The 26443-nt window shown below is 73.1% G+C and carries 25 protein-coding genes; 10 read left to right on the top strand and 15 right to left on the bottom strand.

Annotated features, from left to right (window positions below; all coding sequences use genetic code 11):
• Positions 1–119: 119 nt before the first annotated feature.
• Complete coding sequence (locus tag BJY28_RS15830) at positions 120–758, bottom strand: hypothetical protein (protein ID WP_218875221.1); 639 nt, start codon at positions 756–758, stop codon at positions 120–122.
• Between the two features lie 93 nt (positions 759–851).
• Positions 852–1484: a hypothetical protein gene (locus BJY28_RS06300; RefSeq protein ID WP_179462247.1), complete on the bottom strand. Its 633-nt coding sequence runs from the start codon at positions 1482–1484 to the stop codon at positions 852–854.
• 214 nt (positions 1485–1698) lie between these two features.
• On the opposite strand from BJY28_RS06300, the gene BJY28_RS06295 reads away from it, so the two are divergent.
• The 4 genes from BJY28_RS06295 to BJY28_RS06280 all read left to right on the top strand — a co-directional run bounded on the left by BJY28_RS06295 (position 1699) and on the right by BJY28_RS06280 (position 7190).
• Positions 1699–3030, top strand: a complete 1332-nt coding sequence (locus tag BJY28_RS06295; protein ID WP_179462246.1) for a sensor histidine kinase — start codon at positions 1699–1701, stop codon at positions 3028–3030.
• Positions 3031–3146: 116 nt separating this feature from the next.
• Positions 3147–3773 (top strand): response regulator, encoded by a 627-nt coding sequence (locus BJY28_RS06290; protein ID WP_179463980.1) that lies wholly within the window; start codon positions 3147–3149, stop codon positions 3771–3773.
• Positions 3774–3840: 67 nt separating this feature from the next.
• The gene (locus tag BJY28_RS06285) at positions 3841–4626 is read left to right on the top strand and encodes an ABC transporter ATP-binding protein (protein ID WP_179462245.1); all 786 of its coding nucleotides are present in this window, start codon (positions 3841–3843) and stop codon (positions 4624–4626) included.
• 5 nt (positions 4627–4631) lie between these two features.
• Positions 4632–7190 (top strand): FtsX-like permease family protein, encoded by a 2559-nt coding sequence (locus tag BJY28_RS06280; protein ID WP_246313631.1) that lies wholly within the window; start codon positions 4632–4634, stop codon positions 7188–7190.
• Positions 7191–7305: 115 nt separating this feature from the next.
• Here the strand turns inward: BJY28_RS06280 and BJY28_RS06275 are convergent, their stop codons facing one another.
• The 8 genes from BJY28_RS06275 to BJY28_RS16800 all read right to left on the bottom strand — a co-directional run bounded on the left by BJY28_RS06275 (position 7306) and on the right by BJY28_RS16800 (position 15152).
• Positions 7306–8331, bottom strand: coding sequence for a pirin family protein (locus BJY28_RS06275; protein ID WP_179462243.1), 1026 nt, complete (start codon positions 8329–8331; stop codon positions 7306–7308).
• A gap of 62 nt (positions 8332–8393) precedes the next feature.
• Positions 8394–9983, bottom strand: coding sequence for an MDR family MFS transporter (locus tag BJY28_RS06270; protein ID WP_179462242.1), 1590 nt, complete (start codon positions 9981–9983; stop codon positions 8394–8396).
• On the bottom strand, positions 9980–10495 hold the full coding sequence (locus BJY28_RS06265) for a MarR family winged helix-turn-helix transcriptional regulator (RefSeq protein WP_179462241.1): 516 nt from the start codon (positions 10493–10495) through the stop codon (positions 9980–9982). The genes BJY28_RS06270 and BJY28_RS06265 overlap by 4 nt, the downstream gene beginning before the upstream one ends.
• A 220-nt stretch (positions 10496–10715) precedes the next feature.
• Entirely contained in the window at positions 10716–11462 is a 747-nt protein-coding gene (locus BJY28_RS06260; protein WP_179462240.1) for a VOC family protein, read from the bottom strand.
• Positions 11463–11508: 46 nt separating this feature from the next.
• Positions 11509–12126 (bottom strand): mycothiol transferase, encoded by a 618-nt coding sequence (locus BJY28_RS06255; protein ID WP_179462239.1) that lies wholly within the window; start codon positions 12124–12126, stop codon positions 11509–11511.
• 66 nt (positions 12127–12192) lie between these two features.
• Positions 12193–12954 carry an SDR family oxidoreductase gene (locus BJY28_RS06250; protein ID WP_179462238.1) on the bottom strand — a complete coding sequence of 254 codons (762 nt, stop codon included), beginning with the start codon at positions 12952–12954 and terminating at the stop codon, positions 12193–12195.
• A 9-nt stretch (positions 12955–12963) separates the two neighbouring features.
• Positions 12964–13887, bottom strand: a complete 924-nt coding sequence (locus tag BJY28_RS06245) for a diacylglycerol kinase family protein (RefSeq protein ID WP_179462237.1) — start codon at positions 13885–13887, stop codon at positions 12964–12966.
• Positions 13884–15152 (bottom strand): YncE family protein, encoded by a 1269-nt coding sequence (locus BJY28_RS16800; protein ID WP_179462236.1) that lies wholly within the window; start codon positions 15150–15152, stop codon positions 13884–13886. The genes BJY28_RS06245 and BJY28_RS16800 overlap by 4 nt, the downstream gene beginning before the upstream one ends.
• 140 nt (positions 15153–15292) lie before the next feature.
• Between BJY28_RS16800 and fgd the strand changes: the two genes are divergently transcribed.
• From fgd to BJY28_RS06215, 5 genes are all read left to right on the top strand, one after another.
• Complete coding sequence (gene fgd, locus BJY28_RS06235) at positions 15293–16348, top strand: glucose-6-phosphate dehydrogenase (coenzyme-F420) (protein ID WP_343036991.1); 1056 nt, start codon at positions 15293–15295, stop codon at positions 16346–16348.
• A 256-nt stretch (positions 16349–16604) separates the two neighbouring features.
• Positions 16605–17852: a CaiB/BaiF CoA transferase family protein gene (locus BJY28_RS06230; RefSeq protein WP_179462235.1), complete on the top strand. Its 1248-nt coding sequence runs from the start codon at positions 16605–16607 to the stop codon at positions 17850–17852.
• Between the two features lie 14 nt (positions 17853–17866).
• Positions 17867–18565 carry a nitroreductase gene (locus BJY28_RS06225; protein ID WP_179462234.1) on the top strand — a complete coding sequence of 233 codons (699 nt, stop codon included), beginning with the start codon at positions 17867–17869 and terminating at the stop codon, positions 18563–18565.
• A gap of 143 nt (positions 18566–18708) precedes the next feature.
• Positions 18709–19116 (top strand): ArsR/SmtB family transcription factor, encoded by a 408-nt coding sequence (locus BJY28_RS06220; protein WP_179462233.1) that lies wholly within the window; start codon positions 18709–18711, stop codon positions 19114–19116.
• Between the two features lie 5 nt (positions 19117–19121).
• The gene (locus BJY28_RS06215) at positions 19122–19610 is read left to right on the top strand and encodes an SRPBCC family protein (RefSeq protein ID WP_179462232.1); all 489 of its coding nucleotides are present in this window, start codon (positions 19122–19124) and stop codon (positions 19608–19610) included.
• A 91-nt stretch (positions 19611–19701) separates the two neighbouring features.
• Here BJY28_RS06215 and BJY28_RS06210 read toward each other — a convergent pair whose 3' ends face one another.
• Positions 19702–21210, bottom strand: a complete 1509-nt coding sequence (locus BJY28_RS06210; RefSeq protein WP_179462231.1) for a catalase — start codon at positions 21208–21210, stop codon at positions 19702–19704.
• A gap of 15 nt (positions 21211–21225) precedes the next feature.
• A complete protein-coding gene (locus tag BJY28_RS06205) occupies positions 21226–22269 on the bottom strand; it encodes a hypothetical protein (RefSeq protein ID WP_179462230.1) in 1044 nt (347 codons plus the stop codon).
• Positions 22270–22365: 96 nt separating this feature from the next.
• Between BJY28_RS06205 and BJY28_RS06200 the strand changes: the two genes are divergently transcribed.
• Positions 22366–22998, top strand: a complete 633-nt coding sequence (locus BJY28_RS06200) for a TetR/AcrR family transcriptional regulator (protein ID WP_179462229.1) — start codon at positions 22366–22368, stop codon at positions 22996–22998.
• Here the strand turns inward: BJY28_RS06200 and BJY28_RS06195 are convergent, their stop codons facing one another.
• Genes BJY28_RS06195 through BJY28_RS06185 form a run of 3 tightly spaced genes read right to left on the bottom strand, consistent with a single transcriptional unit; the run spans position 22999 to position 26257 of the window.
• On the bottom strand, positions 22999–24585 hold the full coding sequence (locus tag BJY28_RS06195; RefSeq protein ID WP_179462228.1) for an ABC transporter permease: 1587 nt from the start codon (positions 24583–24585) through the stop codon (positions 22999–23001).
• On the bottom strand, positions 24582–25496 hold the full coding sequence (locus BJY28_RS06190) for an ABC transporter ATP-binding protein (protein ID WP_179462227.1): 915 nt from the start codon (positions 25494–25496) through the stop codon (positions 24582–24584). The genes BJY28_RS06195 and BJY28_RS06190 overlap by 4 nt, the downstream gene beginning before the upstream one ends.
• Positions 25493–26257, bottom strand: a complete 765-nt coding sequence (locus BJY28_RS06185; protein ID WP_179462226.1) for a TetR family transcriptional regulator — start codon at positions 26255–26257, stop codon at positions 25493–25495. Before BJY28_RS06185 ends, BJY28_RS06190 begins: the two co-directional genes overlap by 4 nt.
• Between the last annotated feature and the right edge of the window lie 186 nt (positions 26258–26443).

Raw genomic sequence — 26443 nt, 5'->3', positions numbered from 1 at the left:
CGCCCTGATCCGTCCGGGTGTCGCGCGGGGGCGTGGGCGCCCTGGTGCTGCACGCCACGAGAGACGACGAAGGGCGCCCCGTCACCAGCCGGTGACGGGGCGCCCTTCGTGCCTACGGGTCAGTGCCGGGCGTCGGCCCGACGTCGGGTGATGAGCACGCCCGCCGCGGCGAGCAGCGCACCGGTGCCGCCGAGCACGGCCAGCGCCACCGGGGTGCCGACCGGCGGGCCGGTGCCGTCGGTCTGGACCACGCCCGGGGTCTGCGGGTCGCCCGGCTGGGCCGGGTCGCCCGGAGCCGAGCCGTCATCCGTGGCGTCACCGGTCGAGCCGGTGCTGCTCGGGTCGCTGGTCGTCTCGTCCGTCCCGTCGGTCGGGTCATCGGTCCCGTCCGTCGGGTCGGTGGGATCCGTCGGGTCCGTCGGGTCCGTGGGATCCGTCGGGTCCGTCGGGTCCGTCGGCTCCTCCGGGCACTCGACGTAGGTTCCGACCATCGTCTCGTCGATGACCAGCGCCTGGCCGGAGTCGTCCATCACCGGGGTGGCGTTGAAGGCGATCGCCGAGCCGGCCGGCATCGAGCCGACCGTGAGGGTGACGGTCGAGCCGTCGTCGCTGATGACCGGGGTGCCGATGTCCTCCGCCGCCTCGGTGTAGCCGTTGCCGTAGAGGGCACCCATGCCCCGCCCCTGGGCCGTGATGACCTCGGCCGCGCTGCCCGGCTCGAAGGTGAAGCCCTGCGCCGCGGTGTAGACGATCTCCACGTCGGTCAGGTCGTTGTCGGTCGCCGCGTACAGCCGGAAGGTGCGGTTCTCGCCGCTGCCCCAGCCGTCGGCGTTGACCTCGCCGCCCTCGCCCTACGTGTCCCGCACGGTGATGTCGGCGGTCTCCCGGGACATGATCGTCCGACCCGCGAGCGCCTGCTCGCAGTCACCGGCCACCGGCATCTCCAGCAGCGGCGGGGCCGTGATCTCGCAGCCACCGCCCTCGAGGTAGCTCCCCTGGAGAGTCGCCTCGATGAAGTAGGCGCTCTCCGGGTCCTGCGCGGTGCCGTCGGCGCTCGCGGTGTCGCCGAGCTCGAGCTCCTCGGTGGTCGAGGCGATCCGCACCGTCACGTCCTGCATGGTGTGGTCGGTGGCGATCGGCAGCCGGAAGCCCACGGCGGAGTCGTTGATGGTGAAGTGGTGCAGCAGGAAGTCGCCGGGGCCGATGAGCTCCGGGTACTCGGTCGTCTGCGAGCTGACCTCGTAGCGGTACCCCTGGTTGGAGTAGACCTCGTCGTTCTCGATGGTGCCGCTCTCGTCGTAGTCCTGGCTCAGCCCGTGCGACAGCTCGCTCTGGGCATACCAGTCGACGTCGCACGTGGTGGTGCGGTTGCCGGACTCGGTGTACGGGTTGGAGGCGCGGGCCCCCGACGATGTGGCGACGAGTCCGACCGCGGCGAGCGAGCCGGCTACGACGCCTGCGGAAAGGCGGCGGTACAGCGACATGATGAGTTCTCCCCCAGGAAAATGGGTGTGGCCAGGCACGGTGCTACCTCCCGGTAGACGATTCAACGAAAGCTCCGGGAAACTGCCCGGGCAGTTGCGGGCCACCCACGACATTTGCCCGGGCAGCTGCGAGGGATCGGGGTCGTCGGGTCAGGTCAGCAGGTCCGACCCTGGGGGGACGCCTGCACCCTCGACGGCTCCTAGGCTCAGCGGCATGACGAAGGGAGCCGACCGCGCCCCGGTGCGCCGGTGGCCGGCCCGCCACCCGCGGCTGACCGACGCCGCGCTGGCGGTCGGGCTCTGGCTCCTGCTCGCCAGCTTCTCGCTCATCGCTGTCGTCGCCCCGCCCGAGGGCACGAGCGCCACCGACATCGCCGGGATCGCCGTCCTCTCCAGCGTGATGACGCTGAGCCTGGCGCTGCGACGCAGCCACCCGCCGCTCATGCTCGGGCTCGTCACCGGCGCCCACCTCGCCCAGCTCGTCGTCACCGAGGACTACCTGCCGGCCAACGTCACCGCGCCGATGGCGGCCTACGCGGTCGCCCGCTGGTCCTCCAGCAGGACGTGGCGCCGCGCCGGGCTGACGATCGCGGTCGTCTCGGGACCGCTGGGCATGCTCGCCTGGCCGAACGACATGCCGACGACGGCCGGCCTGGTCATCTCGTCGGTGATGGTCTCGGCGATCCCCTGCCTCGCCTGGCTCTGGGGCGACCTCAACAGGCGACGCCACGAGGTGCTGGCACGCCTCCAGGAGCAGAACGACGCGCTGCGCCGCGACCGGGACCAGCAGGCCCGGATCGCCGCCCAGGACGAGCGCACCCGGATCGCTCGGGAGATGCACGACGTCGTCGCGCACAGCCTCGCCGTGGTCGTCGTCCAGGCGGACGGGGCCGCCTACGCCGCCGAGCACGCCGACGGGTGGGCGCGGGAGCAGGCGATCGGCGCGCTCCGCACGATCGGCGACACCTCGCGGGAGGCCCTGGCCGAGACCCGCCGCCTGGTGGGTGTGCTGCGCGCCGAGGACGGCGGGGAGGGCTACGCGCCCACCGATGCCCTGGCCGACCTGCCCGAGGTGGTCGCCCGGCTGCGCGACTCCGGAGTGGCGGTGGACCTGCAGGCGCCGCCCGACCTCACCGGCGTCCCCCGCGACGTCGGGCTGGCCGCGCTGCGGGTGGTCCAGGAGTCGCTGACCAACGTCCTCAAGCACGCCGGCCCCGGAGCACGCGCCCAGGTCAGGGTCGCGCTCGACGACGGGCTCCAGGTGGTGGTCGAGGACGACGGGCGCGGCGGCGCGGCCCCCGACGACGGCGACGGCCACGGGCTGGTCGGGATGCGCGAGCGGGCCGGCGCCGTCGGTGGGACCCTGCAGGCGGGCCCTCGCGGCGGTGGCGGCTGCCGGGTCAGCGCGCACCTGCCGCTGCGCCGCGCCCAGCGGACCGACGACGTGGCCGACGAGGCGAGCGAGCACGGGACCGACGACGGGACAGAGCACACGACCGAGCACGTGACCGAGGACGTGCGTCAGGACGAAGGGAGCCAGAGGTGAGCGAGCAGCTGGACGACAGCACGGACCACACGCACCACTCGGAGCCGGAGGACCGCAGCGGCCCGGTGCGGCTCGTCCTCGTCGACGACCAGGAGCTCGTCCGGGCCGGCTTCCGCATGGTGCTCGACGCGCAGGCCGACATGACGGTCGTCGGCGAGGCCGGCGACGGCCAGGCCGCGCTCGACCTGCTCGCGCAGACCCCCGCCGACATCGTCCTCATGGACATCCGGATGCCCCGGTTCGACGGGGTCGCCGCCACCCGGGCGCTCACCGAGCGCGGCGACCCGGCCCAGGTCATCGTGCTGACCACCTTCGACCTCGACGAGTACGTCTACGCGGCTCTGCGCGCCGGCGCCGCCGGCTTCCTGCTCAAGGACGCCGGGCCGGCCGACCTGCTCTCGGCGATCCGCGCCGTGCACCGCGGCGACGCGGTCATCGCCCCGAGCGCCACCCGGCGGCTGGTCACCACCTTCGCCGGCACGCAGGAGGCGGATCCCGACGAGGGGCCGCGCGGCGCCGACCACCCGCGGCTGGCGGCGCTGACCCCCCGCGAGATCGAGGTGCTGCGCGAGGTCGCCGAGGGCCGCAGCAACACCGAGATCGCCGCCTCCTTCTACGTCGCCGAGGCCACGGTGAAGACCCACATCGGGCGGATCCTGCACAAGCTGGCGCTGCGCGACCGGGTGCACATGGTGCTGCTGGCGTACGAGACCGGGCTGGTCGAGGTACGACCCGGGTCGTAGGCGGCCACGACCAGGTGCCACCCGTGGCCCGACGCGCCGCACCCCTGCCGAGGGCGAGCGTGGAGACATGTCCACGACACCCGCCACCCACCAGCCCCTCGCCACCTCACCCGAGCCCACCGCGGGCCCTCAGCTCGCCGCCCAGGCGCACGGCCTGACCAAGGTCTTCGGCCGCGACGGCTCCGGGGTCACCGCCCTCGACCACGTCGACGTCGGCTTCGCCGCCGGTCGCTTCACCGCGATCATGGGCCCCTCCGGGTCCGGCAAGTCGACCCTCATGCACTGCCTCGCCGGGCTGGAGCGGCCCACCGAGGGGCGCATCCTCATCGGCGGCACCGACGCCACCGCCCTCTCCGAGAAGCAGCTGACGATCCTGCGCCGCGAGCGCATCGGCTTCGTCTTCCAGTCCTTCAACCTGCTGCCGATGCTCACCGCCGAGCAGAACGTGCTGCTCCCGCTGACCCTCGCCGGCCGTCGCGCCGACCGGGACTGGTTCGACCACGTCGTCGGCGTCCTGGGCATCGGCGATCGGCTGAGCCACCGGCCGGCCGAGCTCTCCGGCGGGCAGCAGCAGCGGGTGGCCACCGCCCGCGCCCTGGTCACCCGCCCGGACGTGCTCTTCGCCGACGAGCCGACCGGGGCGCTGGACTCGCGCTCCTCGGCCGAGCTGCTCGACTTCCTGCGGACCTCGGTGCGCGAGCTCGGCCAGAGCGTCGTCATGGTCACCCACGACCCGCGGGCGGCCTCCTACGCCGACCGGGTCGTGCTGCTCGCCGACGGCCGGATCACCGACGAGATCGACGCCCCGTCCGAGGACTCGGTCCTCGACGCGATGCGCCGGCTGGGGGCGTGAGCGTCATGTGGCAGGTCACCATCGCCTCGCTGCGCAGCCAGTCCCGGCGGCTCGTCGCCCCGGGCATCGCCATCATCCTCGGCGTCGCCTTCGCCGCCGCCTCCCTCAGCCTCGGCCAGACCCTCGGCGGCTCGGTCCGCAGCATGGTCGCCGGCTACTACACCGACTACGACGCCGTCGTCGCGACCGGCGACACGGAACCCATGCCCGCCGCGACGCTCACCACCGTGCAGGAGACCGAAGGGGTCCAGCGGGCCGTCGGCGAGCTCCGTGCCGGCAGCACCATGGCGACGCCGACCGGCCCCGCCTACGTCGTCGCCGCGACGAGCCCGACCGAGCAGAGCAGCGCGCGGGTCGAGGACGGCCGGCTGCCGCGGGCCGCGGACGAGATCGCCCTGTCGCGGGTCGTCGCCTCGGCCGACCAGCTCGCCGTCGGCGACGAGGTCAGCCTCAGCGCCGACGAGGGCCCGGGCTCGGAGGTGACCGTCGTCGGGATCGTCGACGCCGGCGCCGACCCGCGCTACGCCGGCGGCACGCCCGCGGTCTTCGGCAGCCATGACGCGGTGAGCGCGTGGACCGGTGAGGACGGCTACTCCGAGATCGTCGTCCGCGGGACCGAGGAGGTGACCGCCGACGAGCTCACCGACCGGCTGCGCGAGCGCACCGGCGGGGTCGCCGGAGCGAGCCTCGGTGACGACGGCGCCACCGGCAGCACAACCGAGGGCGCCACCGACGACGTCAACGGCGACGACGAGTCGTCCCCGGTGACCGTCGACACCGGAACCGACCACGCCGACGCCGTCACCGCCCGCCTCGCCGGGGGCACTGACGTCATCACGGGGATGCTGCTCGCCTTCGCCGCGGTGGCGCTCTTCGTCAGCGCCATCGTCATCGCCAACACCTTCGGCATCCTGCTCGCCCGGCGCACCCGGGAGACGGCGCTGCTGCGGGCGGTCGGCTCGACCCGCGCGCAGGTCGTCCAGGGGGCCGTCGTCGAGGCTCTGGCCACCGGCGTCGTCTTCTCCGCGATCGGCACGGCGATCGGGATCGCCCTGTGCGGCGGGCTCGTCGCGCTGGCGAACGCCTCCGGCAGCTCCACCTTCCCCGAGCTGGTCTTCACCACCTCGATCACCGCGGTACTCGTCCCCTTCGTCGTCGGGGTGGTCGTCGTGCTCGCCGCGGCGCTGCGTCCGGTGCTGCGCGCCTCCCGGGTCGCGCCGCTGGAGGCGCTGCGCCCGGCCGGCACGGTCGCGGCCCGCAGCACCGCGGGCCTGGTCCGGATCGGTCTCGGCCTGGCGCTGCTCGCCGGGGGTGCCGGGCTGCTCGTCCTCGGCTGGCAGACGGCCTTTCTGGCGGCCGGGCTCGCCGGCGGGATGACGTCCTTCCTCGGGGTGCTGCTCATCGGCAGCCTGCTCGTGCCCACGCTCGCCCGGATCATCGGGGCGGTCCCGGCCGCCGTGCTCGGCGCCCCCGGCCGCCTGGCGGTCGGCAACGCCGTCGCCAACCCGCGACGGGCCGCGGCCACCGCCTCTGCGCTGCTCGTCGGCGTCACCCTCGTGACGATGACCGCGGTCGGCGCCCGCTCGGCGGAGGCGAGCATCACCGCCGAGCTCGACGACCGCTACTCGGTGGACGCCGCGGTGACCGCGACCGACGGCGAGCTCGAGCCGGGCCTGGTCGACGACCTCCGCGAGATCGACGGCGTCACCGGGGTCGCCACGGTGCCCGGCAGCGAGGTCAGCCTTGGCGTCGACGGGACGACGCACGAGGCGCAGGCGGTCGTCGGCGTCTCGGACGAGACCCGGTCGGTGCTGCGCAACGGCGACCGGCTGGACCGGCTGACCGACGGCACGATCTACGTCACCAGCGACGTCGCCGAGGGGTTCGGGGTCGCCGACGGCGACCGGGTGACCGTGCGCGGCGGCTCGGGTCCGGTGACACTGACCGCGGTGGTCGACGACGCGCTCGGCTACGACTGGGTGGTCACCGGCGCCGACCTCGACCGGATCGGCGGAGACGTCGCCACGCGAGCGGCCTTCCTCCGGCTCGCCGAGGGCGACCCGGGCAGCACCGTCGAGGCGATCGACGAGGTCGTCGCCGACGCGGGCGTGGAGGTCGGCGGCAGCGCCGCCCAGCGTGCCGAGATGAGCCAGGTGCTCGACGCGGTGCTCTACGTGGTGCTCAGCCTGCTCGCCGTCTCAGTGGTCATCGCCCTGGTCGGCATCGCCAACACGCTGTCCCTGTCGGTGCTCGAGCGCACCCAGGAGTCGGCGCTGCTGCGGGCGCTGGGCACCACCCGGGCGCAGCTGCGGCGGATGGTCGCCATCGAGTCGGTGCTGCTCGCGCTCGTCGGGGTCACCCTCGGCAGCGCCCTCGGGATCGTCTACGGCGTCGCCGGGGTCGGCGCGTTGGTCGGTGAGCTCACCCCGGTGGTCGTGGAGATCCCGTGGGGTCTGCTCGGCGGCGTCGCGGCCGCGGCCGTCGTCGCCGCGCTGGTCGCGGCGGTGCTGCCCGCGGTGCGGGCGGCGAGGGTCTCCCCCGCCGCGGCGCTGGCCACCGACTGAGGAGAACTGGCCGCCGACTGAGGAGAAGAAGAAGGGCCGGGACGGTCCGGCGGGTGCAGGGGGCCCGCCGGATCGTCCCGGCCCGGTCTGTGCAGGTCTCTCGGTGCGTGCTCGGTCAGAGCGAGTGGTGCCCCGGCGCACCGCCGGGGGCGAGCGCCGCGTCGACGACCTCCTGCGCCGAGCGCACCCGCGGGCTCTTCGGGATCACCCCGAGCCGACCGGCCTGGAAGTCCTCGAAGGCGGTGACCAGCTCGTCACGGCTGTTCATGACGAAGGGGCCGTAGGCGGCCACCGGCTCCCGGATCGGACGCCCGCCGAGGACGAGCACCTCGAGGCTGGGGCTGCGCTCGTCCTGCCGGTCGTCGGCGGCCAGCTCGAGCGAGTCCCCGGCGCCGAAGACGGCCAGCTGACCCTCGCCGAAGGGGCGCCGCTCCGGCCCGACGACGCCGCGCCCGGAGAGCACGTAGACGAGGGCGTTGAAGTCGGCCGGCCACGGCAGGTCGAGCCGGGCCCCGGGGGCGACGGTCGCGTGCACCAGCGAGATCGGGGTGTGCGTGATCCCCGGGCCGTCGTGCCCGTCGAGCGAGCCGGCGATGACCCGCAGCAGGGTGCCGCCGTCGTGGCTGGAGAGCAGCGCGACCTCGCCGGAGCGGATGTCCTGGTAGCGCGGGTCGGTCATCTTCTGCGCGCCGGGCAGGTTGACCCACAGCTGGATCCCGTGGAAGAGCCCGCCGGACATCACCAGCTGCTCCGGCGGCGCCTCGATGTGCAGCAGCCCCGACCCGGCGGTCATCCACTGGGTGTCGCCGTTGGTGATCGTGCCGCCGCCACCGTGGGTGTCCTCGTGGTCGAAGGAGCCGTCGATGATGTAGGTGACGGTCTCGAAGCCGCGGTGCGGGTGCCAGCTGGTGCCGCGCGGCTCCATCGGGGCGTACTCGACCTCACCCATCTGGTCCATGTGGATGAAGGGGTCGAGCGCGGCCAGGTCGGTGCCGGCGAAGGCCCGGCGGACGGGGAAGCCCTCGCCCTCGAACCCCTTCGGCGCGGTGCTCACCGAGCGGACCGGGCGGGACTGCGCGCCCTCGCGCGGCTGCGCCACGCGGGGCAGGGTGAGGATGTTCTCGACGGTCACGGCGGGCATCGGGTGACTCCCTTCAGGCGGTCTGTCCCGGGGTCAACGGCGGGCAGTCATTGAACATTCCATCACACCTCGGCCGGGGCCGTCTCGCGCTCGCCCTCCGGCGTCATCGTCGGCGCCGGGTCGTTGCTCTCCCGTAGGGGCTTGGCCGGGATGAGCGCCGTGGCCACGAAGGCCAGCGCGAGGATCGGCAGGAAGAGCAGGAAGACGTGGTGCAGGTTCTCGGCGAGGCCCTGGCGCACCGCGTCGGCGACGGCCGGGGGCATCCCGCTCAGCGCGGAGGGGTCGAGCACCGAGCCGACGTCGACCCCTTCGGCGGCCTCGGCCGAGGCTCCCGCCGGCAGGTGCGAGGCGATCTTCTCGGCGAGGGTGCTCGTCATGATCGTGCCGAAGATGGCGATGCCCACGGTCGAGCCGACGTTGCGGAAGAACTGCACCGAGGAGGTGGCCACGCCGAGGTCGGAGCGGGCGACGTCGTTCTGCACGACCAGGGCGTACTGCTGCATGACCATGCCCAGACCGACGCCGAGGACGACCATGGCCAGCGTCAGCTGGGTCTGGGTGGCGGTGTGGTCCAGCCGGGTGAGCAGCCACGCCCCGACGCCCATGACGGCGATGCCGGTGAGCATGAAGGGCCGGTAGACCCCGGTCCGGGTGATGAGCTGGCCGGTGACGATGCCCAGCCCGACGAAGCCGATCATCAGCGGCATGAGGATCAGTCCGGAGTTGGTGGCGTCCACGCCGATGACGCCCTGGGCGAAGACCGGGATGTAGATGATCGCGCCGAACATCACCATCGACACGGCGAAGGCGGCGATGTTGGCCTGGGTGACCACCCGGCTGGAGAAGAGCCGCAGCGGCAGCACCGGCTCCTCGGACCGGCGCTCGATGGCGATGAAGGCGACCAGCGCGATCAGGCCGAGCCCGTAGAGGCCGAGCGACTCGGTCGAGGTCCATGCCCACGAGGTGCCGCCGAGCGAGGTGGCCAGCAGCAGCGAGGTGAGTGCCACGATGAGCGTGGCGATCCCGGCGTAGTCGATCCGCGCGTGCCGCGGGTGCTGGTCGAGGTCGAGGAAGCGGGCGATGACGCCGAAGGCGACGAGCCCGACCGGGACGGCGATGAAGAACAGCCAGCGCCAGCCCCAGGTGTCGGTGATGATCCCTCCGGCCAGCGGCCCGGCGACCGAGGTGACCCCGAAGACGGCGCCCATGATGCCCTGGTACTTGCCGCGCTGCCGGGGCGGGATGATGTCGCCGATGATCGTCTGACTGAGCGGCATGAGGGTGCCCATGCCCAGGCCCTGCACCGCGCGACCGGCGACGAGCATCCAGAAGCTCTGGGAGAAGCCGCAGATCAGCGAGCCGATCATGAAGACGATGATCCCGCCGAGGTAGAAGCCGCGCCGGCCGTAGAGGTCGCCGAACTTGCCGACCACCGGGACGGTGATCGCCGAGACGAGCATCGCCGCGGTGGCCACCCAGCTGTAGTGGTCCATGCCGCCGAGCTCGGCGACGATCCGGGGCATGGCCGGGCCGACGATGGTCTGGCTGATCGCGGCGACGAGCATGCCGAGCATGAGCCCGATGAAGACCCGGCGGTCGTGCGGGCTGAGCCGGTACGGGGTGCGGGCCGCGGGCGCGGCGGCGGCGGTCATGCGGGCCTCCGCTCGCTGGTCGTGGGCTGCTCGGTGGTCACGGTGCGGGCGGCCGACGGGGTGCAGCCGTTGTACTCGGCCAGCGAGACGGCCAGGCGGGCGAAGACCCGCTCGAGGTCGTCGATCTCCTGCGGTGACCAGTCGCCGAGGGCGTCGGTGATGATCCGGGTGCGGGCGCGGCGCTCGACCTGCAGGGCGGCGCGGCCCGGGTCGGTGATGGCCACGAGGGTGGCGCGGCGGTCGTCCGGGTCCGGGGTGCGGGCCACCAGCCCGGCGTCGGTGAGCGCCTTGAAGCGGCGGCTGACGGTGGAGGCGTCACGCCCCTCGACGGCGGCGACGTCGCTGAGCCGGTCGGCCTCGACGGTCTCGAGGTGGACGAGGATGCCGTAGTCGGTGCGGTGCATCGCCCCGGGCTGCTCGGCGTGCCGGGAGATCGCACGGGAGAGCTGGGTGAAGACCCGCCCGAGGGTGTCGGTCAGGCTGACGCCGACCTCAGGGGGATTTGATTGCATGCAGCAAGCATATATCTCCCGTCAAACCACGCCCGCCCCCAGACCCCAACCCCCTAGGCAACTGCAGCCGCTGCGCATGCATGCGCAGGAGATAGGACGAAGGTGAGCGTCTGCGGCCGGGAGTCGGCGAGGAAACGTCTGCGGCCGGGAGTCGGCGAAGGGCGGCTGCGCCGGGAGTCAGCTGCCGAGGAGCAGCGGGCGGCCGACCCGCCCCGAGAGATCAGTCCTCGGACCCGTCCGCGGGCGCGCCGATGAGCAGGGTGGGCACGACCAGCTCGGGGTCGTGGACGGTGGCCACCTGGGTGCCGGGCTTGCGCCCTTCGCGCACCTCGGAGACGTCCACCCCGTCACCCATCAGCCGGTCCCGCACCACGCCGACGTCCGGCACCCGCCAGGCGAGACCGCCGAAGGCGTCCGGGACGCCCGGGGCGCCGCGCACCGTGCCCTCGTCGTCGAGCCGGGTGATCACCTCGAGGACCGCCTGCCCGCAGCGGAAGAAGAGCCCGCGCATCCGGTGCCGGGGCATGGTCCGGTCCAGGCGCAGGTCGAGGCCGAGCCGCGCCCCGTAGAGCGCCACCGCCCGCTCCGGGTCGCTGCTCTCGACGACGACATGGTCGATCCCGTCGATGTCCCCGGCGTCGTGACCGCGTCGCCGGTGCACACCGGTCGTCCCGGCGAGGCGCCAGGTGAGGCCACCGAGCTCGAGGGTGGTCCCGTCCAGCCTCAGCCCGCGGCGCTGCAGCAGCCGGGCGAAGGCCGAGACGTTCTCCACCGAGAGGGTGACCCCGGTCAGCCCCTCGGGGCCGCCGCGAGCCGGGCTGACACCGACGACCAGGCCGCCGACGACGAGCGAGTCGGCCTCCGGAGCACCGGCGAACCGGCTCCAGGCCTCACGGGTGGAGTCGACGTCCGAGGTCGCCACGGTGATCCCGCTGACCCCGACGACGGGCTGGTCGAGCACAGGCATGCGGGACAGCCTGACAGACGTCGGGCGGGCGCGGGCGACGGACGGTTCAGGAGGTGGCGTCCTCCGGGGTCCACGGCGTGACGAAGGGGTTCTCCGGCCGGCCGGTCACCGCGAGGACCAGGGCGGGCGCCGAGGCGCCGTCGATCTCCTCGCGGATGATTTCGGCGTGCCCGGCGTGCCGCGCGAGCTCCTCGACGATGTGCACGAGCTGGTAGCGCCGTCGCACGGTGCTCGGCTCGGTGATCCCGTACCAGGGCGCCGGCGGCTGCTCGACCTCCTCGTCCGGGTCGAGGTCGCCGGCCAGCGTCGCGTCGAGCGACCCGGCCATGGCGTCGAAGCGCGCGAGCACGTGCGGCAGGGTCTCCTCCGGTCGCATGACGAAGCTGCCGTAGAAGGCCTCGGCCCAGCCCTCGGGCGCCCCCGGGTCCTGGGCCTCGGGCACGTCCTTGCCGAAGACGAAGGTGACGTGCTTGAGCAGGCCGCCGACGGAGAGCGCGCTGCGCAGCGGTGCGAGCCGCGCCTGGTCGTCGCTCAGCCCGTGGGCGCTGGCGCGCAGCGACTCCAGCAGCTGGGCGACGTAGCCGCGGTAGGCTGGGTCTCGTCGTCGCGGGCGGGCAGGTACATCGGTGCCTCCAGGTGGTCGGCCGGGTCGAGCGGTCGCCACCCACGGTGCCGCCGCTTCCGGTCAGTTCCTGTCCGGAGGCGCCGGGCACCGTGTCCGAGCCCGCCGTCACATGAGCTTGCGGACGACCTTCAGCGGCGCCACCTGCATGACCCGACCGAGAGCGGCCCAGGGCTTGGCCGGGACGAAGGCGTGCGCCTTGCGGGCCTCGATCGCCTCGACCATCGAGCGCACCCCCGGCTCGGTGTCGACCATGAACTTCACCTTCTGCTCGACCTTCTCGTTCATCTCCGAGCGGATGTAGCCCGGGCAGATGACCGAGACGTCGATGTCCAGGTCGGGCTTGCCCATCATCTCGCTGCGGATGCCTTCGCCCATGCTCGCCACGGCCGCCTTGCTCGAGGCGTAGGCGGTCATCGAGCTGGGGAAGCCGCGCACCGAGGTCACCGAGCTGATGATCACCAGGTGGCCTCGCTTCTGCTCGCGGAAGACCTGCATCGCCGCCTCGGCCTGGACGAAGGCGCCGAGCACGTTGGTGGTCAGCGTCTCCTTGTTGGCGTAGTGGCTGCCCTTGCCGACCGGCGCGCCCTTGCCGAGGCCGGCGTTGACGACGAACTTGTCGATCCCGCCGAGGTCGGCCGCGATCTTCTTGGTCACCGCGATGACCGCGTCGTCGTCGGTGACGTCGAGGGCGTAGATCTCCACCCGCCGACCCGGGTGCGCCGCGGCGATCTCGGCCTGCAGGCCGTCGAGCCGGTCGGTGCGTCGGGCGCACAGCGCGAGGTCGTAGCCGAGCGCGGCGAACTGGCGGGCCATCTCGGCCCCCAGACCCGAGCTGGCACCGGTGATGACGATGGTTCCGTGAGTCATGGCCCGACCCTACCCAGGCGTGGAGACGGCGCCGACCACGTCCAGGACGCCGGCCTCGACGCGGCTGGCCAGCGCGGTGACCCGCGCGACGACGTCCCCGTCCAGCTGGGCGGCGACGGTGCCCTGCTCCAGGCGAACCTGCACCTCGCGCGCCTGCTCGTGCCGCAGGCCGGGCACCCGGCCGGGCAGGCGCAGGACCCCCTTCGCCGCCAGCGGCAGCCACTGGTCCGGCCGGCGCACGGTGACCTCCATGAGGTCGAGCAGGCCGTCGTCGTGCCGTGCCTGGTGGGCGATGGTGATGCCCGCCCGGACCACCCCGCAGTTGGCGGCGATGACGCTCCATGCGGCCAGCTCCCGCTCGGGACCGTCGTCGACGCTGAGCCGGACCGGCAGCGGCCGGCGCAGCGCGGCCCGACCGGCGGGCGCGAAGTACGCCAGCCAGCCCACCCGGGCCTTCGCCTCCTCGCTGGTCCTGGCCACGGTCTCGGCGTCCCGGCCCAGACCGGCCATGACGAGGAAGGGGTGCTCCCGGCTCCACCGGCCGTCCTCGTCGCGCCACCGGGCCAGCCCCAGGTCGGCCGGGCGCGCCGGTCCGGTCAGCGCCCGCCAGGCCGCGCCGGTGAGGTCGCGCAGCGGCAGGCGCAGGTTGTGCGCGTAGAGGTTGGCGGTGCCGGCCGGCACGATGCCCATCGGCACCCTGCTGCCGGCGAGGCCATGGGCGACCGCCCGGGTGGTGCCGTCACCGCCGACGACGACCACGCGCCGGGCCCCGTCGCGCACGCACTGCCGGGCCTGGCCGGTCCCGGTGGCGTCCACCGCGGTCTCGTGAACCATCGGCTCGCCCCAGCCGGTCTCGGCGGCCACCGCCCGCAGCGCCGTCATCGCCGCAGCCGCCCGGCGGGAGGCCGGGTTGACGACGACGCCGAGGCTCACGCCGCGCGGCGCGAGTCGTCGTAGACGACGAGGGAGCCGTTGTACGACGCCACCCAGACCCGCTTCTTCGTCGGCTCGTAGGTGATCCCGATCGGCACGTCGTCGGTCTCCACGGTCTGCAGCACGCTCATGTCCTCGGCGCGCACCTTCGAGACGGTCGCCGAGTCGTAGTTGGCCACGTAGAGCGCCGCACCGTCGGGCGACATCGCCATCGACCGCGGGTCGGCGCCGACGGTGGCCTCGCCGACCACCTCGCCGTTGCCGGTGTCCACCTTCGAGACGGTGCCCGAGCCGGCATTGGTGATGTAGAGCCGGTCGCCCTTCGGCGACATCAGCAGGTGCCTCGGGTTGACCCCGGTGCTGGCGAAGGGGGTCACCTCGCCGCTGCCGAGGTCGACCTTGACGGTCTCGTCGTTGCCCATGTTGGCCACGTAGGCGGTCGAGCTGTCCGGGCTGACCGCGATCCCGCGGGGGTTCTCGCCGCCGAGCGGGATGGTCTTGACGACCTTCGCGGTCTTGGCGTCGATGACGCTGAGGTCCATCGAGCACCAGTTGCTCACGAGCACGTGCTTGCCGTCCGGGGTGGCCGCGACGTACTTCGGCACGGCCCCGACCTCGACCACCCGCTCGATCTCCAGGCTGGCGGTGTCGATCTCGTAGACGTAGCTCGGGGAGATGCCCTCGCCGGAGGTGCAGGCGTCCTTGCCCTCGGGCAGGAAGCCCTCGCCGTACATCGCGTAGTTGCTCACCCAGGCGGTGGACCCGTCCGGGCTGAAGGCCATCTCGACCGGCGCGCCCTTGCTCTCGCCGGGGTGGCCCTCGACGCCGAAGTCGGCGAGGTCGACGGCGTCGTCGATGGTCTTCAGCCGGGCGCCGTCGGCGTCGTAGACGGTCACCGTGTGGCTGTACATCATGTTCTGGGCGAAGACGACCCCGGCGCTGGAGGCGACCACGGACTTGGGGGTCAGGCCGCCGGTGATCCGCTGGACCTGCACCATCGTCGACTCCACGGGCGGGGCCTGCTCGCCGCGCTCGGCGGCCGGTGACTCGCTCGGCGCGGGCTCCTCGGGCTCCACCGTCGGGGTCGCCGCGACCGCCGCTGACGGGGACTCCTGGGTGGATGCCTCCTCGGTGGCCGCGCTGGCCGAGTCGTCTCCGCCGAAGAGCCGACTGACCAGCCAGATCAGCAGGACGAGCACGATCACCGCGACCGCGAGCGCGACCAGACGCCGCCTGACGTAGACGGGATCGTTGTTGATCTTCACGTCGTGCCCTTCCCTGGACCGCGCCCGGCGAGGTCCCTCGCTCGTCTCGGCGGCCGCGCCCGGCCGCGGCGACGCCTGCCGTCACGGTAGGCGGGACCGACCACCGATGCACGCAGGCGCACGGGAGTAGCGTCGCTGCGGTGAGCACCCCTCCCCTGCGCATCGGGTACAAGGCCTCGGCCGAGCAGTTCGGGCCGCAGCGGCTCTCCGACCTGGCCGTGCTGGCCGAGCACGTCGGCCTGGACTCGGTCACCGTCTCCGACCACGCCCAGCCCTGGCGGGTCACCGGCGGGCACGCGCCGGCGGCGCTGCCCTGGCTGGGGCACGTCGCCGCCCGCACCGACCGGGTGCTGCTGGGCACCTCGGTGCTCACCCCGTCCTTCCGCTACAACCCTGCGGTGCTGGCGCAGCAGGTCGCCACGCTCGGCTGCCTCGCCCCCGGGCGGCTGATCCTCGGGGTGGGCACCGGCGAGGCGCTCAACGAGATCGCCGTCGGCTCGGTCGAGAACTGGCCGGACTTCCGGGAGCGCTTCGCCCGGCTGCGCGAGGCGGTCCGGCTGATCCGGGCGCTGTGGACCCAGGACTCGGTGGACCAGGAGGGGGACTACTACCGGGTGCGGGACCTGAGCATCTACGACCGGCCGGAGGAGCCGGTCCCGGTCTACGTGGCGGCCGGCGGCGGCACCGTCGCCCGGTACGCCGGGCGGATGGGCGACGGCCTCATCTGCACCTCGGGCAAGGGCCGCGAGCTCTACGAGGACACCCTGCTGCCGTCCATGGCCACCGGTGCGGCGAAGGGGGGCCGCGACGTCGAGGCGCTGGACCGGATGATCGAGATCAAGATCAGCTACGACCGGGACCTGGAGCGGGCCCGGGAGGCGACCCGGTTCTGGTCGCCGCTGGCGCTGCCGGCCGAGCAGAAGCACTCGATCCACTCCCCGGTGGAGATGGAGCAGGCCGCCGACGCCCTTCCGCTGGAGCAGATCATGAGCCGGTGGATCGTCTCCGACGACCCGGCCGAGGTCGTCGAACGGGTGCGCGAGTACACCGACATGGGCTTCACCCACCTCGTGCTGCACGCCCCCGGCGAGGACCAGGAACGCTTCCTCACCGAGCTCGCCGAGGACGTGCTGCCCGGGCTGCGCGAGCTCGCGCCGGGCAGGATGCCGGCCGCCCCCGAGGCCGAGGACGGCTGAGGCGCGACGCGGTCCGGGGTGTCGTTCGCCCTCGGGGCGGACAGTCGCACCGTGGCGCCGGGCGTCGCGCGGGCGCTACGACCGTGCCTCACCTCACGAACCACCGCTGCGTCCGTGCCTCACCTCACGAACCACCGCTACGTCCGTGCCTCACCTCACGAACCACCGCTGACTGACCACGAGACGACGCAGCGACGTAGGCACCGACACCCCGGGCCGCCGACCCGGCACAACCCTCGTGCGGTTGACTGACGTCATGGACTCACCCGGCGACGATGCCGTGACCGCCGACCACCCCGGCCCCGACCCTGACCGCGGCCTCGACCCCGGGGTCGACACCGGCGTCGGCCCGGGCGGTCGGGCACCGGCCCGCCCACTGGCCGGGATCCGGGTCATCGAGCTCGTCGGCATCGGCCCGGCCCCCTACGCCTGCCTGCTGATGGCCGAGCTCGGCGCCGAGGTGATCCGGGTGGACCGCCCCGGCGGCGCGGGCCCGCTGGCCGCAGGTACCGGCCTGGGCCGCTCGCGGCCGTCGGTCGCCGTCGACCTCAAGCACCCCGACGGGATCGCCACCGTCCGTCGGCTCGCCGCCGAGGCGGACGTCCTCGTCGAGGGTCTGCGACCCGGCGTCACCGAGCGGCTGGGCCTGGGCCCGGAGGAGCTGCACGCGGCCAACCCCGTCCTCGTCTATGCGCGGATGACCGGATGGGGTCAGGAGGGGCCGCTCGCCCAAGAGGTCGGGCACGACATCACCTACGCCGCCGTGGCCGGGGCGCTCAGCCTGGCCGGCCCGGCGGAGCGGCCGGTCCCGCCGGCCAACCTGCTCGCCGACTTCGGCGGCGGCTCGCTCTTCCTCGTCGTCGGCGTGCTGGCCGCGCTGCTCGAGCGCCAGCGCACCGGCCAGGGCCAGGTCGTCGACGCAGCCATGGTCGACGGGGTGAGCAGCCTGGCGACGATGATCCACGGCCTGCGCGGGATCGGCTTGTGGCAGGACGAGCGGCAGGCCAACCTGCTGGACGGCGGTGCCCCCTTCTACGACACCTACCGCTGCGCCGACGGCCGCTTCGTCGCGGTCGGGGCGCTCGAGCCGCAGTTCTACGCGGCCCTGCTCGACGGCCTCGGGGTGAGCTTCGCCCACGAGCAGCACGACCCGGCGGGCTTCGCCGAGCAGCGCCGGGTCTTCACCGAGGCCTTCACCTCGCGGACCCGCGACGAGTGGGCCGCCCACTTCGCCGGCAGCGACGCCTGCGTGGCCCCGGTGCTCGACCTCGGCGAGGCGCCCGAGCACCCTCAGGCGCGGGCGCGCGACGCCTTCGCCGACCTCGGCGGCGCCGTCACCCCACGGGTGGCGCCCCGCTTCTCCACCGGTCCGCCGCCGCAGCCGACCCCGGAGCGGCCGGCCGGCGCCGACACCCGCTCCCAGCTGCTCGGCCACGGCTTCTCCGAGGCCGAGGTCGAGGCCCTGCTCGCCTCCGGCGCGATCGCCCAGACCGACCCCGACTGACAGGAGCCGTACCGATGGACATCACCGAGGCGGTGACCGGACGCCGCTCCGTGCGCGCCTTCACCGACGAGCCGGTGGACCTGGCCGGCATCGAGCGTGTGCTGGAGCAGGCCCAGCGGGCGGCCTCCGGTGGCAACCTCCAGCCGTGGCACGTCGCGGTGCTCACCGGCGACGCCCTGCAGGCGCTCCGGTCGAAGGTAGGTGAGCGGCTGTCTTCGGGCGAGCGACCGCCCTCGCCGGAGTACCCGGTCTACCCCGACACCCTCTGGGAGCCCTACCGCAGCCGCCGCTTCCAGAACGGCGAGCAGCTCTACGCCACCCTCGGCATCGCGCGCGAGGACAAGGCCGGGCGGATGACGAGCTTCGTGCGCAACTGGGACTTCTTCGGCGCCCCGGTGGGCCTGCTGCTCTTCGTCGACCGCGGCATGAACCACCCGCAGTGGGCCGACCTCGGGATCTGGCTGCAGACGGTGATGCTGCTGCTGCGCGCCGAGGGCCTGGAGTCCTGCGCCCAGGAGGCCTGGAGCGCGCAGCACGACCTCGTCGCCCAGGTCGTCGACGTCCCGGACCAGCTCATGCTCTTCTGCGGGCTGGCGATCGGCCACGAGGACACCTCGGCCCCGGTGAACGCCCTGCGCACGACGCGGGCTCCGCTGGACGAGGTCGTCACCTGGCTCGACGAGCCCGGTCCCCTCACCTCCCGCACCACCTGACCTCTCGCAACTGCCTGGGCAAATTGCGCGACCAGCGCAACTGCCCGGGCAATTGCGCGACCCCACTCGCAACTGCCCGGGCAGTTGCGCACTTCGTACAACCGAGTGGTTGACGGAATAGCGATTGGTTGTATATTGGTCGCATGACATCGAGCGAAGAGCGAGCAGGGCAGGACGCAGAGGCTCGCGCCGACGCGTTCTTCCACGCGCTGGCCGACCGCACGCGACGCGACATCCTGCGTCGGGTGCTGGCCGGCGAGCACTCGGTGTCGACCCTGGCGGAGCGCTACGACATGAGCTTCGCCGCGGTGCAGAAGCACGTCGCCGTGCTGGAGCGCGCCGGGCTGCTGACCAAGCGGAGGGTGGGCCGCCAGGCCCTCGCCACCGGTGACGTCGAGGCGGTCCGGTCGATGAGCGCGATGCTCACCGAGCTCGAAGGGATCTGGCGAGGCCGGGTCGCCCGGATGGACGACCTGCTCGCCGAGCCCAGCGGCCCGGCGGCGATCACCGAGGAAACCACCACCGCAGCACCAACCACCGAGAAGGACTGATCACCATGCCCGTCATCGACGTCACCACCGACATCGAGACCCGCACCCTGACCATCACCGCGGACTTCGCCGCCCCCGTCGAGCGGGTCTGGCAGGTCTACGCCGATCCGCGCCAGCTCGAGCAGATCTGGGGCCCGCCGACCTACCCGGCCACCGTCGTCGACCACGACCTGACCCCGGGCGGCACGGTCACGTACTACATGACCTCCCCGGAGGGCGAGAAGTTCTACGCCTACTGGGACGTCAAGACCGTCGAGGAGCCCACCGGGTTCGCCGTCGACGACGCCTTCGCCCTCGACGAGACCTTCGCCCGCAACACGGAGATGCCGACCTCGCACAGCTCCTTCGGCTTCGCCCCGCACGAGGGCGGGACGCGGGCCACCGTCGTCACGACCTACGACAGCGCCGAGGCGCTGCAGCAGGTGCTCGACATGGGCATCGTCGAGGGCGCCAGCGGCGCGATCAACCAGATCGACGGGCTGCTCGCGGCCTGACCGAACGACCGTCCCCGCGCACACCTTCACCCATGGACGCCGACGGGGCGGGCCCGGCAGCCAGCCGGACCCGCCCCGTCACGTGCGCGCGTCAGCCGTTGCTGGCGCGCACCTTCTCCTCGATCTGCTGACCGGTCTCGGCGTCGACGTTCTTCCAGTACTGGAAGGCCCGCTCGAGCACCTCGCCCTGCACCCCTCCGAGCAGGTGGCCGACGACGGTCTCGACGAAGGCGGCCCGCTGAGCGTCGTCCCAGACCTCGCGCACGAGCGTGCCGGCCTGGCCGAAGTCATCGTCCTCGGCCCTCAGCGTGTAGGCCTGGCGGACCATCTCGCCGTCGCTCTCCCAGCTCTCCGGCACGGCCCCGACCTCGTCGGCGTACCCGCGCCCCTCGCTGTTCGGCGCGTACACGGGGTCGTCACCGGAGTGGTCGTAGGCCATCGGCCCGTCGAAGGTGTAGGTGTTGGTCTCCGCCACCGCCTGCGGCCGGTTCACCGGCAGCTGGTGGTAGTTCGGGCCGATCCGGTAACGGTGGGTGTCGGCGTAGGCGAAGGCACGGCCGAGCAGCATCTTGTCCGGCGAGAAGCCGATGCCGGGCACCAGCGCGCTGGGCTCGAAGGCGGCCTGCTCCACCTGCGCGAAGAAGTTCTCCGGGTTCTTGTTCAGCGTCATCGTGCCCACCTCGATGAGCGGGTAGTCGCTGTGCGGCCAGATCTTCGTCAGGTCGAAGGGGTTGAAGCGGTAGGTCTTGGCGTCCTCGTACGGCATGACCTGCACCGACAGCGTCCAGCTCGGGTGCTCGCCGCGCTCGATGGCGTCGTAGAGGTCACGACGGTGGGCGTCGGCGTCCTCGCCCGCCAGGCGGGTCGCCTCCTCGTTGGTCAGCCCCTCGACGCCCTGGTGGCTGTGGAAGTGGTACTTCACCCAGAACTTCTCGCCCGACCCGTTGACCCACATGTAGGTGTGGCTGCCGTAGCCGTTCATGTGCCGCAGGGTCCTCGGGATGCCGCGCTCACCCATGAGATAGGTGACCTGGTGGGCCGACTCGGGGTTGAGGCTCCAGAAGTCCCACTGCATGTGGTTGTCCCTCAGGCCGGAGCCGCCGCGCCGCTTCTGGCTGCGGATGAAGTGCGGGAACTTCATCGTGTCGCGGATGAAGAAGATCGGGGTGTTGTTGCCGACGAGGTCGTAGTTGCCCTCGGTGGTGTAGAACTTCAGCGCGAACCCGCGGGGGTCGCGCCAGGTGTCCGGGGACCCCTGCTCACCGGCCACGGTGGAGAAGCGGGCGAGCATGTCGGTCCGCACGCCCGGCTGGAAGAGCGCCGCCTTCGTGTAGGCGGAGACGTCGCCCGTGGTCTCGAAGACCCCGAAGGCGCCCGAGCCCTTGGCGTGCACGTTGCGCTCCGGCACCCGCTCCCGGTTGAAGTGGGCCATCTGGTTGAGGAAGTGGGTGTCGTGCAGGACGATCGGCCCGTCCGGGCCGACGGTCAGGCTGTTCCGGTCGCTCTGCGCCGGCGCCCCGGTGTCCGTGGTCGAGCCGAGCCGGGCCTCCGGGGTCGGCGCGGTCTCGATGGACTCGCCGCGCTCGTTCGTCGCGCTCATTGGTGCCACCTTCCGTCAGGGGTTGCTGTCCCGGCCGACGCTACGCGCTCTCCGTGACAGCCGCAGCCCGCCTGGGGCTGCCGCCGCGGAGAGGCCGAGCAGCGACAGACCGACGACGATCCATCCGACGAGGACCGTCAGCGGCATCGCCGCACCGGCGCCGTCGAAGAAGGCCGTCGAGCGCAGCGCCTGACCGGCGGCACCTGGGGGCAGCAGCTGGCCGAGCGTGCTCCAGCCGGAGGGCAGCAGCTTCGGGCCGGTGGCCAGACCGGAGAAGGGGTTCCCGACGAGCAGCACCGCCAGCGCGGTCAGGCCGATGCCGGCGTAGCCGATGAGCGAGTGCAGGCCGGCCATGACCGTCGAGGTGGCCGCGATGGCCAGGGCGATGACCGAGGCGTTCACCAGGTAGCTGCCCTCGAGGGCCCCGAGCCACGGCTGCAGGATCGCGGTGAGCACGAGACCGCCGGCGACGGCGACGCCGCTGATGGTGGCCACCTTCGCCCAGCGGCCGCGCACGGCGATCGAGGCGAGCACACCGGTGGCTATGCCCCCGAGCAGCAGCGGCAGCGCGACCGAGGAGAAGATCTGGCCGTTCGGGTCCCCCTCGGGCAGCGGGACGACCTCGGTGACCGTGGTGCCCGCGCCGTCGGCGGCCAGCGCCTCGGTCATGAGGCTGGCCACCGCCGGGCTGGCGGCGGGCGCAGTGAGCAGCTCGGGCTCGGCGCCGACGACGAGACCGGCGTAGGCCTCACGCTCCTCGATCGCCTCGACCGCGGCGGCGCGGTCGGCGACCGTCGTGACCTCGAAGGCCTCCTCGCCGCTGGCGCTCAGCTGCTCGGCCATGGGGCCGGTCGCCTGCTCGGGACCGGCGACGACGATCGGCACCTCCCGCGGCTCGATCTCGCTGGTGGTCCAGGCGAACGCGGTGAGCATCACGGCGGGCAGGGTGGTCAGGCCCAGGACGATGGCCAGGACCGTGCGGGTCTCGCTGGTGGTCTCGCTGGTGGTCTCGCCGCTCTCTTCGCTCGGGGTCGTGGTGTCGTCGGTGGTGGTGCTCATGTCTCCTCCTAAATGGAACGTTCGTTCTTGTTGAGACCACTGAACCATCGTCGACCATGCTTGTCAAAGAACGTTCGTTCGTTTTAATCTCGGCGCATGCCACGGGTCAGCCAGGAGCACAAGGACGCACGCCGCCGCGAGATCACCGAGGCGGCGCTGCGCTGCGTGCTGCGCGAGGGCTTCCACAAGACGACGATGGCCGACATCATCCGCGAGTCGGGCCTGTCCGCCGGCGCGGTCTACGGGTACTTCTCCTCCAAGACGGAGATCATCCTGGCCCTGGTGCAGCTCTCCATCGGCGGGACGCTGTCGGCGGTGCAGCAGCGCCTGGAGTCGGACGTCGACCTCGGTCTCGCCGAGACCCTCGACGACCTCGTGCACGCCATCGACCGGCTGGCTCGCGACCCCGAGGGCGATCTCACCGTGGTCGGGGTGCAGGCCTGGGCGGAGGCGATGCGCGACCCGGAGGTCCACGAGATCCTCGCCCCGCAGATGCGAGCGGTCCGCGCGCTGTGGCAGAGCATCGCGGAGCGTGAGATCGCCCGCGGTCGGCTCCCGTCGGGCGCCGACCCCGAGCAGGTGGCTCGCGTCATGACCGGCCTCATGCCCGGCTTCATCGTGCAGCGGGCCCTGCTCCAAGACATGGACCCCGAAGGATATGCCGACGGCTTCCGCGCCCTGCTTTCGGCCGGCGTCCCGGCCGCGGAGCAGGGCGCCACGGCTGGCTGACTACTGCTGCGGCACGTCCCGGCGACGGAAGCCGACCACCCCGGCGACGAGCAGGACCAGGCCCAGCCCGACGAGCACCGCCACCCCGGCGAGGTCGACGTCCTCGGCCGGGAGGATGCCGACCGCCGCGAAGGGAGAGGCCTCCACCAGCCAGGTCGGCAGGTCGAGCGCCGGGCCCATCCAGGCCAGCAGCGCCCCTGCCCCGAAGACCACCCAGGCCAGCGAGCGCCAGCGCGGCGCCAGGCCGAAGAGGGCGACCGCGAGCCCGAGGAAGAACAGGGTGCTGGACAGGTGCGGCACGGACGCTCCGAGCAGCCGCGCCGTCCAGGCGTCGTCGGCGAGGGAGGCCGAGGTGGTGAGCCCGAGGACGAGCCCACCGAGCAGCAGGGCGAGCACCGCGCCCACCGCCACGACGAGCACGTGCACCGCCAGCCAGGCGGGCCGGGTGCGCCCTTCGACCAGCTGGGCCTCCAGCCGGCCGGTGGACTCCTCGCTGCGCAGCGACCCGACCGCCTGGATCACCAGCGCGGCGGCGAGCATGGCGAGCATCATGACGAAGAGGCCCTCGACCTGCTCGAGGATCTGCTCGCCACCACCGGCGCCGATGTACTGGGCGAGGTCGGGGTTGGACTCCATCGCCTCGAGCACGTCCCCGGCGAGCGCACCGTAGGTGCCCATGAGCGCGAGCGCGATGACCACCCAGCCGAGGATCGGCCCACGGTGCTCGTGCAGCGCCAGCCCGAACGGCGAGCGCAGCAGCCCGGTGGCCCGGGCCGGGGCACGGCGCGCGGGCAGCAGCGCGGCGCCGACGTCCCGGCGGGCCGACAGCACGAGCGCACCGCCGATGAGCACGGTGGCCAGCGCCGCCGAGAGCAGCAGCACCCACGGGCGCGGCTCCTCGCCGAAGGGGGCGACCCTGTCGTACCAGCCGAGCGGGCTCGCCCAGATCAGCCCGCTGTCCTGCACGGCGCCGACCCCGCGGAGCAGGTAGGCCAGCACGACGACCGCCAGACCGGCCGCCCACACCGAGCGGTTGTGCTCGACGAGCTGGGCGAGCACGGCGGCCACCCCGACGTAGACGGCGCCGAGGGCGAAGAGGGCGGCGGCGTACAGCGCGGCCCCGCCGGTCGAGGCCTCGCTGGAGGCGACCAGGACGAGGACGCCGAGCGCGAGCGCGGCCAGGGCGAGCAGGGCCACCACGATCGCCGCGACGAGCGGTGCCTGCCGGCCGATGCGCGAGGCGAGCAGCAGCTCCAGCCGCCCGGCCTCCTCGTCCCGGCGGGTGGAGCGGGCGACCAGGGCGATCGCCATGAGTGGCACGAAGAAGGCGACGACGAAGCCGAACTCGTTGGCGAGGATCCCGCCGATGGTGTCGGTGCCGGCGACGTCGCCGTTGAGCATCGCCATGGCCCCGCTGCTCGTGCTCGCCTCGTAGGTCTGGATCTGCGCCGGGGTCTGGTAGAGGTCGAGGACCGAGACGGCCGAGATGCCGAGCACGGCGAGCAGCCCGAAGGTCCAGCCGAGGATCCCCCTCCAGCCGGTGCGCCACTGCACCCGGGCCATCGCGCCCGTGCCGACGGCGGTCACGGCCGGCCCCCTTCGTCATCCGTGCCGCGGTACTGGTCGAGGAAGAGGTCGTCGAGGCTCGGTGGGGTCATCGTCAGGGTGCGCACCCCGGCGGCGTGCACCCGGGCGACGGCCTCGGGGACGGCGCCGGCGTCGACGTGGCAGCGGGTCTCCGGCAGCCCGTCGGCCTGACCGGTCTCGACGTCGGTGACCCCGGCCAGGCCGGCCAGGTCGAGGTCCCGCTCGGTGACCGCGTGCAGCCGGGTGCTGGTCTGCTCGCGGAGGTCGGCGAGCGTCCCGGTGGTGACCGTGCGCCCGGCCCGGATGATGCTCACCCGGTCGGCCAGCGCCTCCACCTCGCCGAGGATGTGGCTGGAGAGCAGCACGGTCACGCCCTGCTCGCGCCGCTCGCGGACGCACTGCTGGAAGACCTCCTCCATGAGCGGGTCGAGGCCGGCGGTGGGCTCGTCGAGGACGAGCAGCTCGACGTCGGCGGCGAGCGCCGCGACAAGGCTGACCTTCTGCCGGTTGCCCTTGGAGTAGTCCCGGGCCCGCTTGCCGGTGTCGAGGTCGAAGCGCTCGACGAGCTCGGCACGGCGGGTCTCGTCGAGGCCGCCGTGGGCCCGACCGAGCACGTCGATGCACTGCCCGCCGGAGAGCCCGGGCCACAGTGTGACGTCGCCGGGGACGTAGGTTAGCCGCCGGTGCAGCGAGGTGGCCTCGTGCCACGGGTCGCCGCCGAAGAGGGTGGCCCGGCCGCCGTCGCTGCGGGCCAGGCCGAGCAGGACGCGGATCGTCGTGGACTTGCCGGCGCCGTTGGGGCCGAGGAAGCCGTGCACCTCCCCGGGCTCGACGCGCAGGTCGAGACCGTCGAGAGCGCGGGTGCGGCCGTAGGTCTTGACCAGACCCTCGACGTCGATGACCGGGCTCATGGGGTGTCCTCTCGTTCGGTGGGGGAGGTGCGCTGAGGTGGCGCGGTGGTCGCGGGTGAGGCGGCGCTCTCGGGTGGGGAGCTGCTCTCGGGTGGGGAGCTGCTCTCGGGTGGGGCCGATGCCTCGGGCGGGCCGTTCCACACCGAGGCGTAGATGCGCAGCGCGTCCTCGGCGACCCGCTCCATGCCCTCGCCGACCGGGTCGGCGCCGAGCACCTGGGCCCACTGCTCGCGCATGAGCAGCAGCCCGTAGTCGGCGCTCATCAGCAGCGCGGCACGGACGGCCGGGTCCGGTCCGAGGTCCATGAGGCCGGCCCGGTGCCAGTGCTCGAAGATCTCGACGGTGCGGGCGTGCTGGCGCCGGAGCAGCTCGGTGGCCACCGGGTCGCCGGTGAGCAGCAGCCGGCGCAGGTAGGCCGGGACCGGCGAGCCTGCGGGGAAGGCCCGGGCGATGGTCTCGCCGATGCCGTCCCACTCACCGCCGGTGACCTCGGCGGCGGTCTCGATGCCCGAGGTCTCCTCGAGGACGTCGTCCATCACCTGCCGGACCCGGTCGACGACGGCCTCGCGCAGCCCGGCCTTGCTGCCGAAGTGGTGCAGCACCAGCGCCGGTGAGACCTCGGCCGCCTCGGCGATCGCCCGGACGCTGGTGGCGTCCTCGCCCCGCTCGGCGAAGAGGCGCAGCGCCGCGTCGAGGATCGCCGCGCGGGCGGTCAGATCACCACGCCCCGACGCACCGCTCGACCCGCCCCGACCCGGCACGGACCCACTGGATACTGAACGCACGATCAGCATACTAAACGCTCGTTCAGCCCTCCGGCAACCCCCCTCCCCCCTCCCCCGCAACTGCCCGGGCAAATCACAGACCCTGCGCAACTGCCCGGGCCAATCACCTCGCCCACCGCAACTGCCCGGGCAAATCACGGGGGGAGCGCGCAACTGCCCGGG

Source organism: Janibacter alkaliphilus (genome assembly GCF_013408565.1).
GTDB classification, from domain to species: Bacteria; Actinomycetota; Actinomycetes; order Actinomycetales; family Dermatophilaceae; genus Janibacter; species Janibacter alkaliphilus.
This window is presented reverse-complemented; position numbering and strand designations above follow the sequence as displayed.

Excerpts from the sequence above, each read along its gene's own strand:
- BJY28_RS06300 (WP_179462247.1), bottom strand. The coding sequence starts at position 1,484 with ATGTCGCTGTACCGCCGCCTTTCCGCAGGCGTCGTAGCCGGCTCGCTC.
- BJY28_RS06295 (WP_179462246.1), top strand. The coding sequence starts at position 1,699 with ATGACGAAGGGAGCCGACCGCGCCCCGGTGCGCCGGTGGCCGGCCCGC.
- BJY28_RS06290 (WP_179463980.1), top strand. The coding sequence starts at position 3,147 with ATGGTGCTCGACGCGCAGGCCGACATGACGGTCGTCGGCGAGGCCGGC.
- BJY28_RS06285 (WP_179462245.1), top strand. The coding sequence starts at position 3,841 with ATGTCCACGACACCCGCCACCCACCAGCCCCTCGCCACCTCACCCGAG.
- BJY28_RS06280 (WP_246313631.1), top strand. The coding sequence starts at position 4,632 with ATGTGGCAGGTCACCATCGCCTCGCTGCGCAGCCAGTCCCGGCGGCTC.
- BJY28_RS06275 (WP_179462243.1), bottom strand. The coding sequence starts at position 8,331 with ATGCCCGCCGTGACCGTCGAGAACATCCTCACCCTGCCCCGCGTGGCG.
- BJY28_RS06270 (WP_179462242.1), bottom strand. The coding sequence starts at position 9,983 with ATGACCGCCGCCGCCGCGCCCGCGGCCCGCACCCCGTACCGGCTCAGC.
- BJY28_RS06265 (WP_179462241.1), bottom strand. The coding sequence starts at position 10,495 with ATGCAATCAAATCCCCCTGAGGTCGGCGTCAGCCTGACCGACACCCTC.
- BJY28_RS06260 (WP_179462240.1), bottom strand. The coding sequence starts at position 11,462 with ATGCCTGTGCTCGACCAGCCCGTCGTCGGGGTCAGCGGGATCACCGTG.
- BJY28_RS06250 (WP_179462238.1), bottom strand. The coding sequence starts at position 12,954 with ATGACTCACGGAACCATCGTCATCACCGGTGCCAGCTCGGGTCTGGGG.
- BJY28_RS06230 (WP_179462235.1), top strand. The coding sequence starts at position 16,605 with ATGGACTCACCCGGCGACGATGCCGTGACCGCCGACCACCCCGGCCCC.
- BJY28_RS06225 (WP_179462234.1), top strand. The coding sequence starts at position 17,867 with ATGGACATCACCGAGGCGGTGACCGGACGCCGCTCCGTGCGCGCCTTC.
- BJY28_RS06220 (WP_179462233.1), top strand. The coding sequence starts at position 18,709 with ATGACATCGAGCGAAGAGCGAGCAGGGCAGGACGCAGAGGCTCGCGCC.
- BJY28_RS06215 (WP_179462232.1), top strand. The coding sequence starts at position 19,122 with ATGCCCGTCATCGACGTCACCACCGACATCGAGACCCGCACCCTGACC.
- BJY28_RS06210 (WP_179462231.1), bottom strand. The coding sequence starts at position 21,210 with ATGAGCGCGACGAACGAGCGCGGCGAGTCCATCGAGACCGCGCCGACC.
- BJY28_RS06205 (WP_179462230.1), bottom strand. The coding sequence starts at position 22,269 with ATGAGCACCACCACCGACGACACCACGACCCCGAGCGAAGAGAGCGGC.
- BJY28_RS06200 (WP_179462229.1), top strand. The coding sequence starts at position 22,366 with ATGCCACGGGTCAGCCAGGAGCACAAGGACGCACGCCGCCGCGAGATC.
- BJY28_RS06190 (WP_179462227.1), bottom strand. The coding sequence starts at position 25,496 with ATGAGCCCGGTCATCGACGTCGAGGGTCTGGTCAAGACCTACGGCCGC.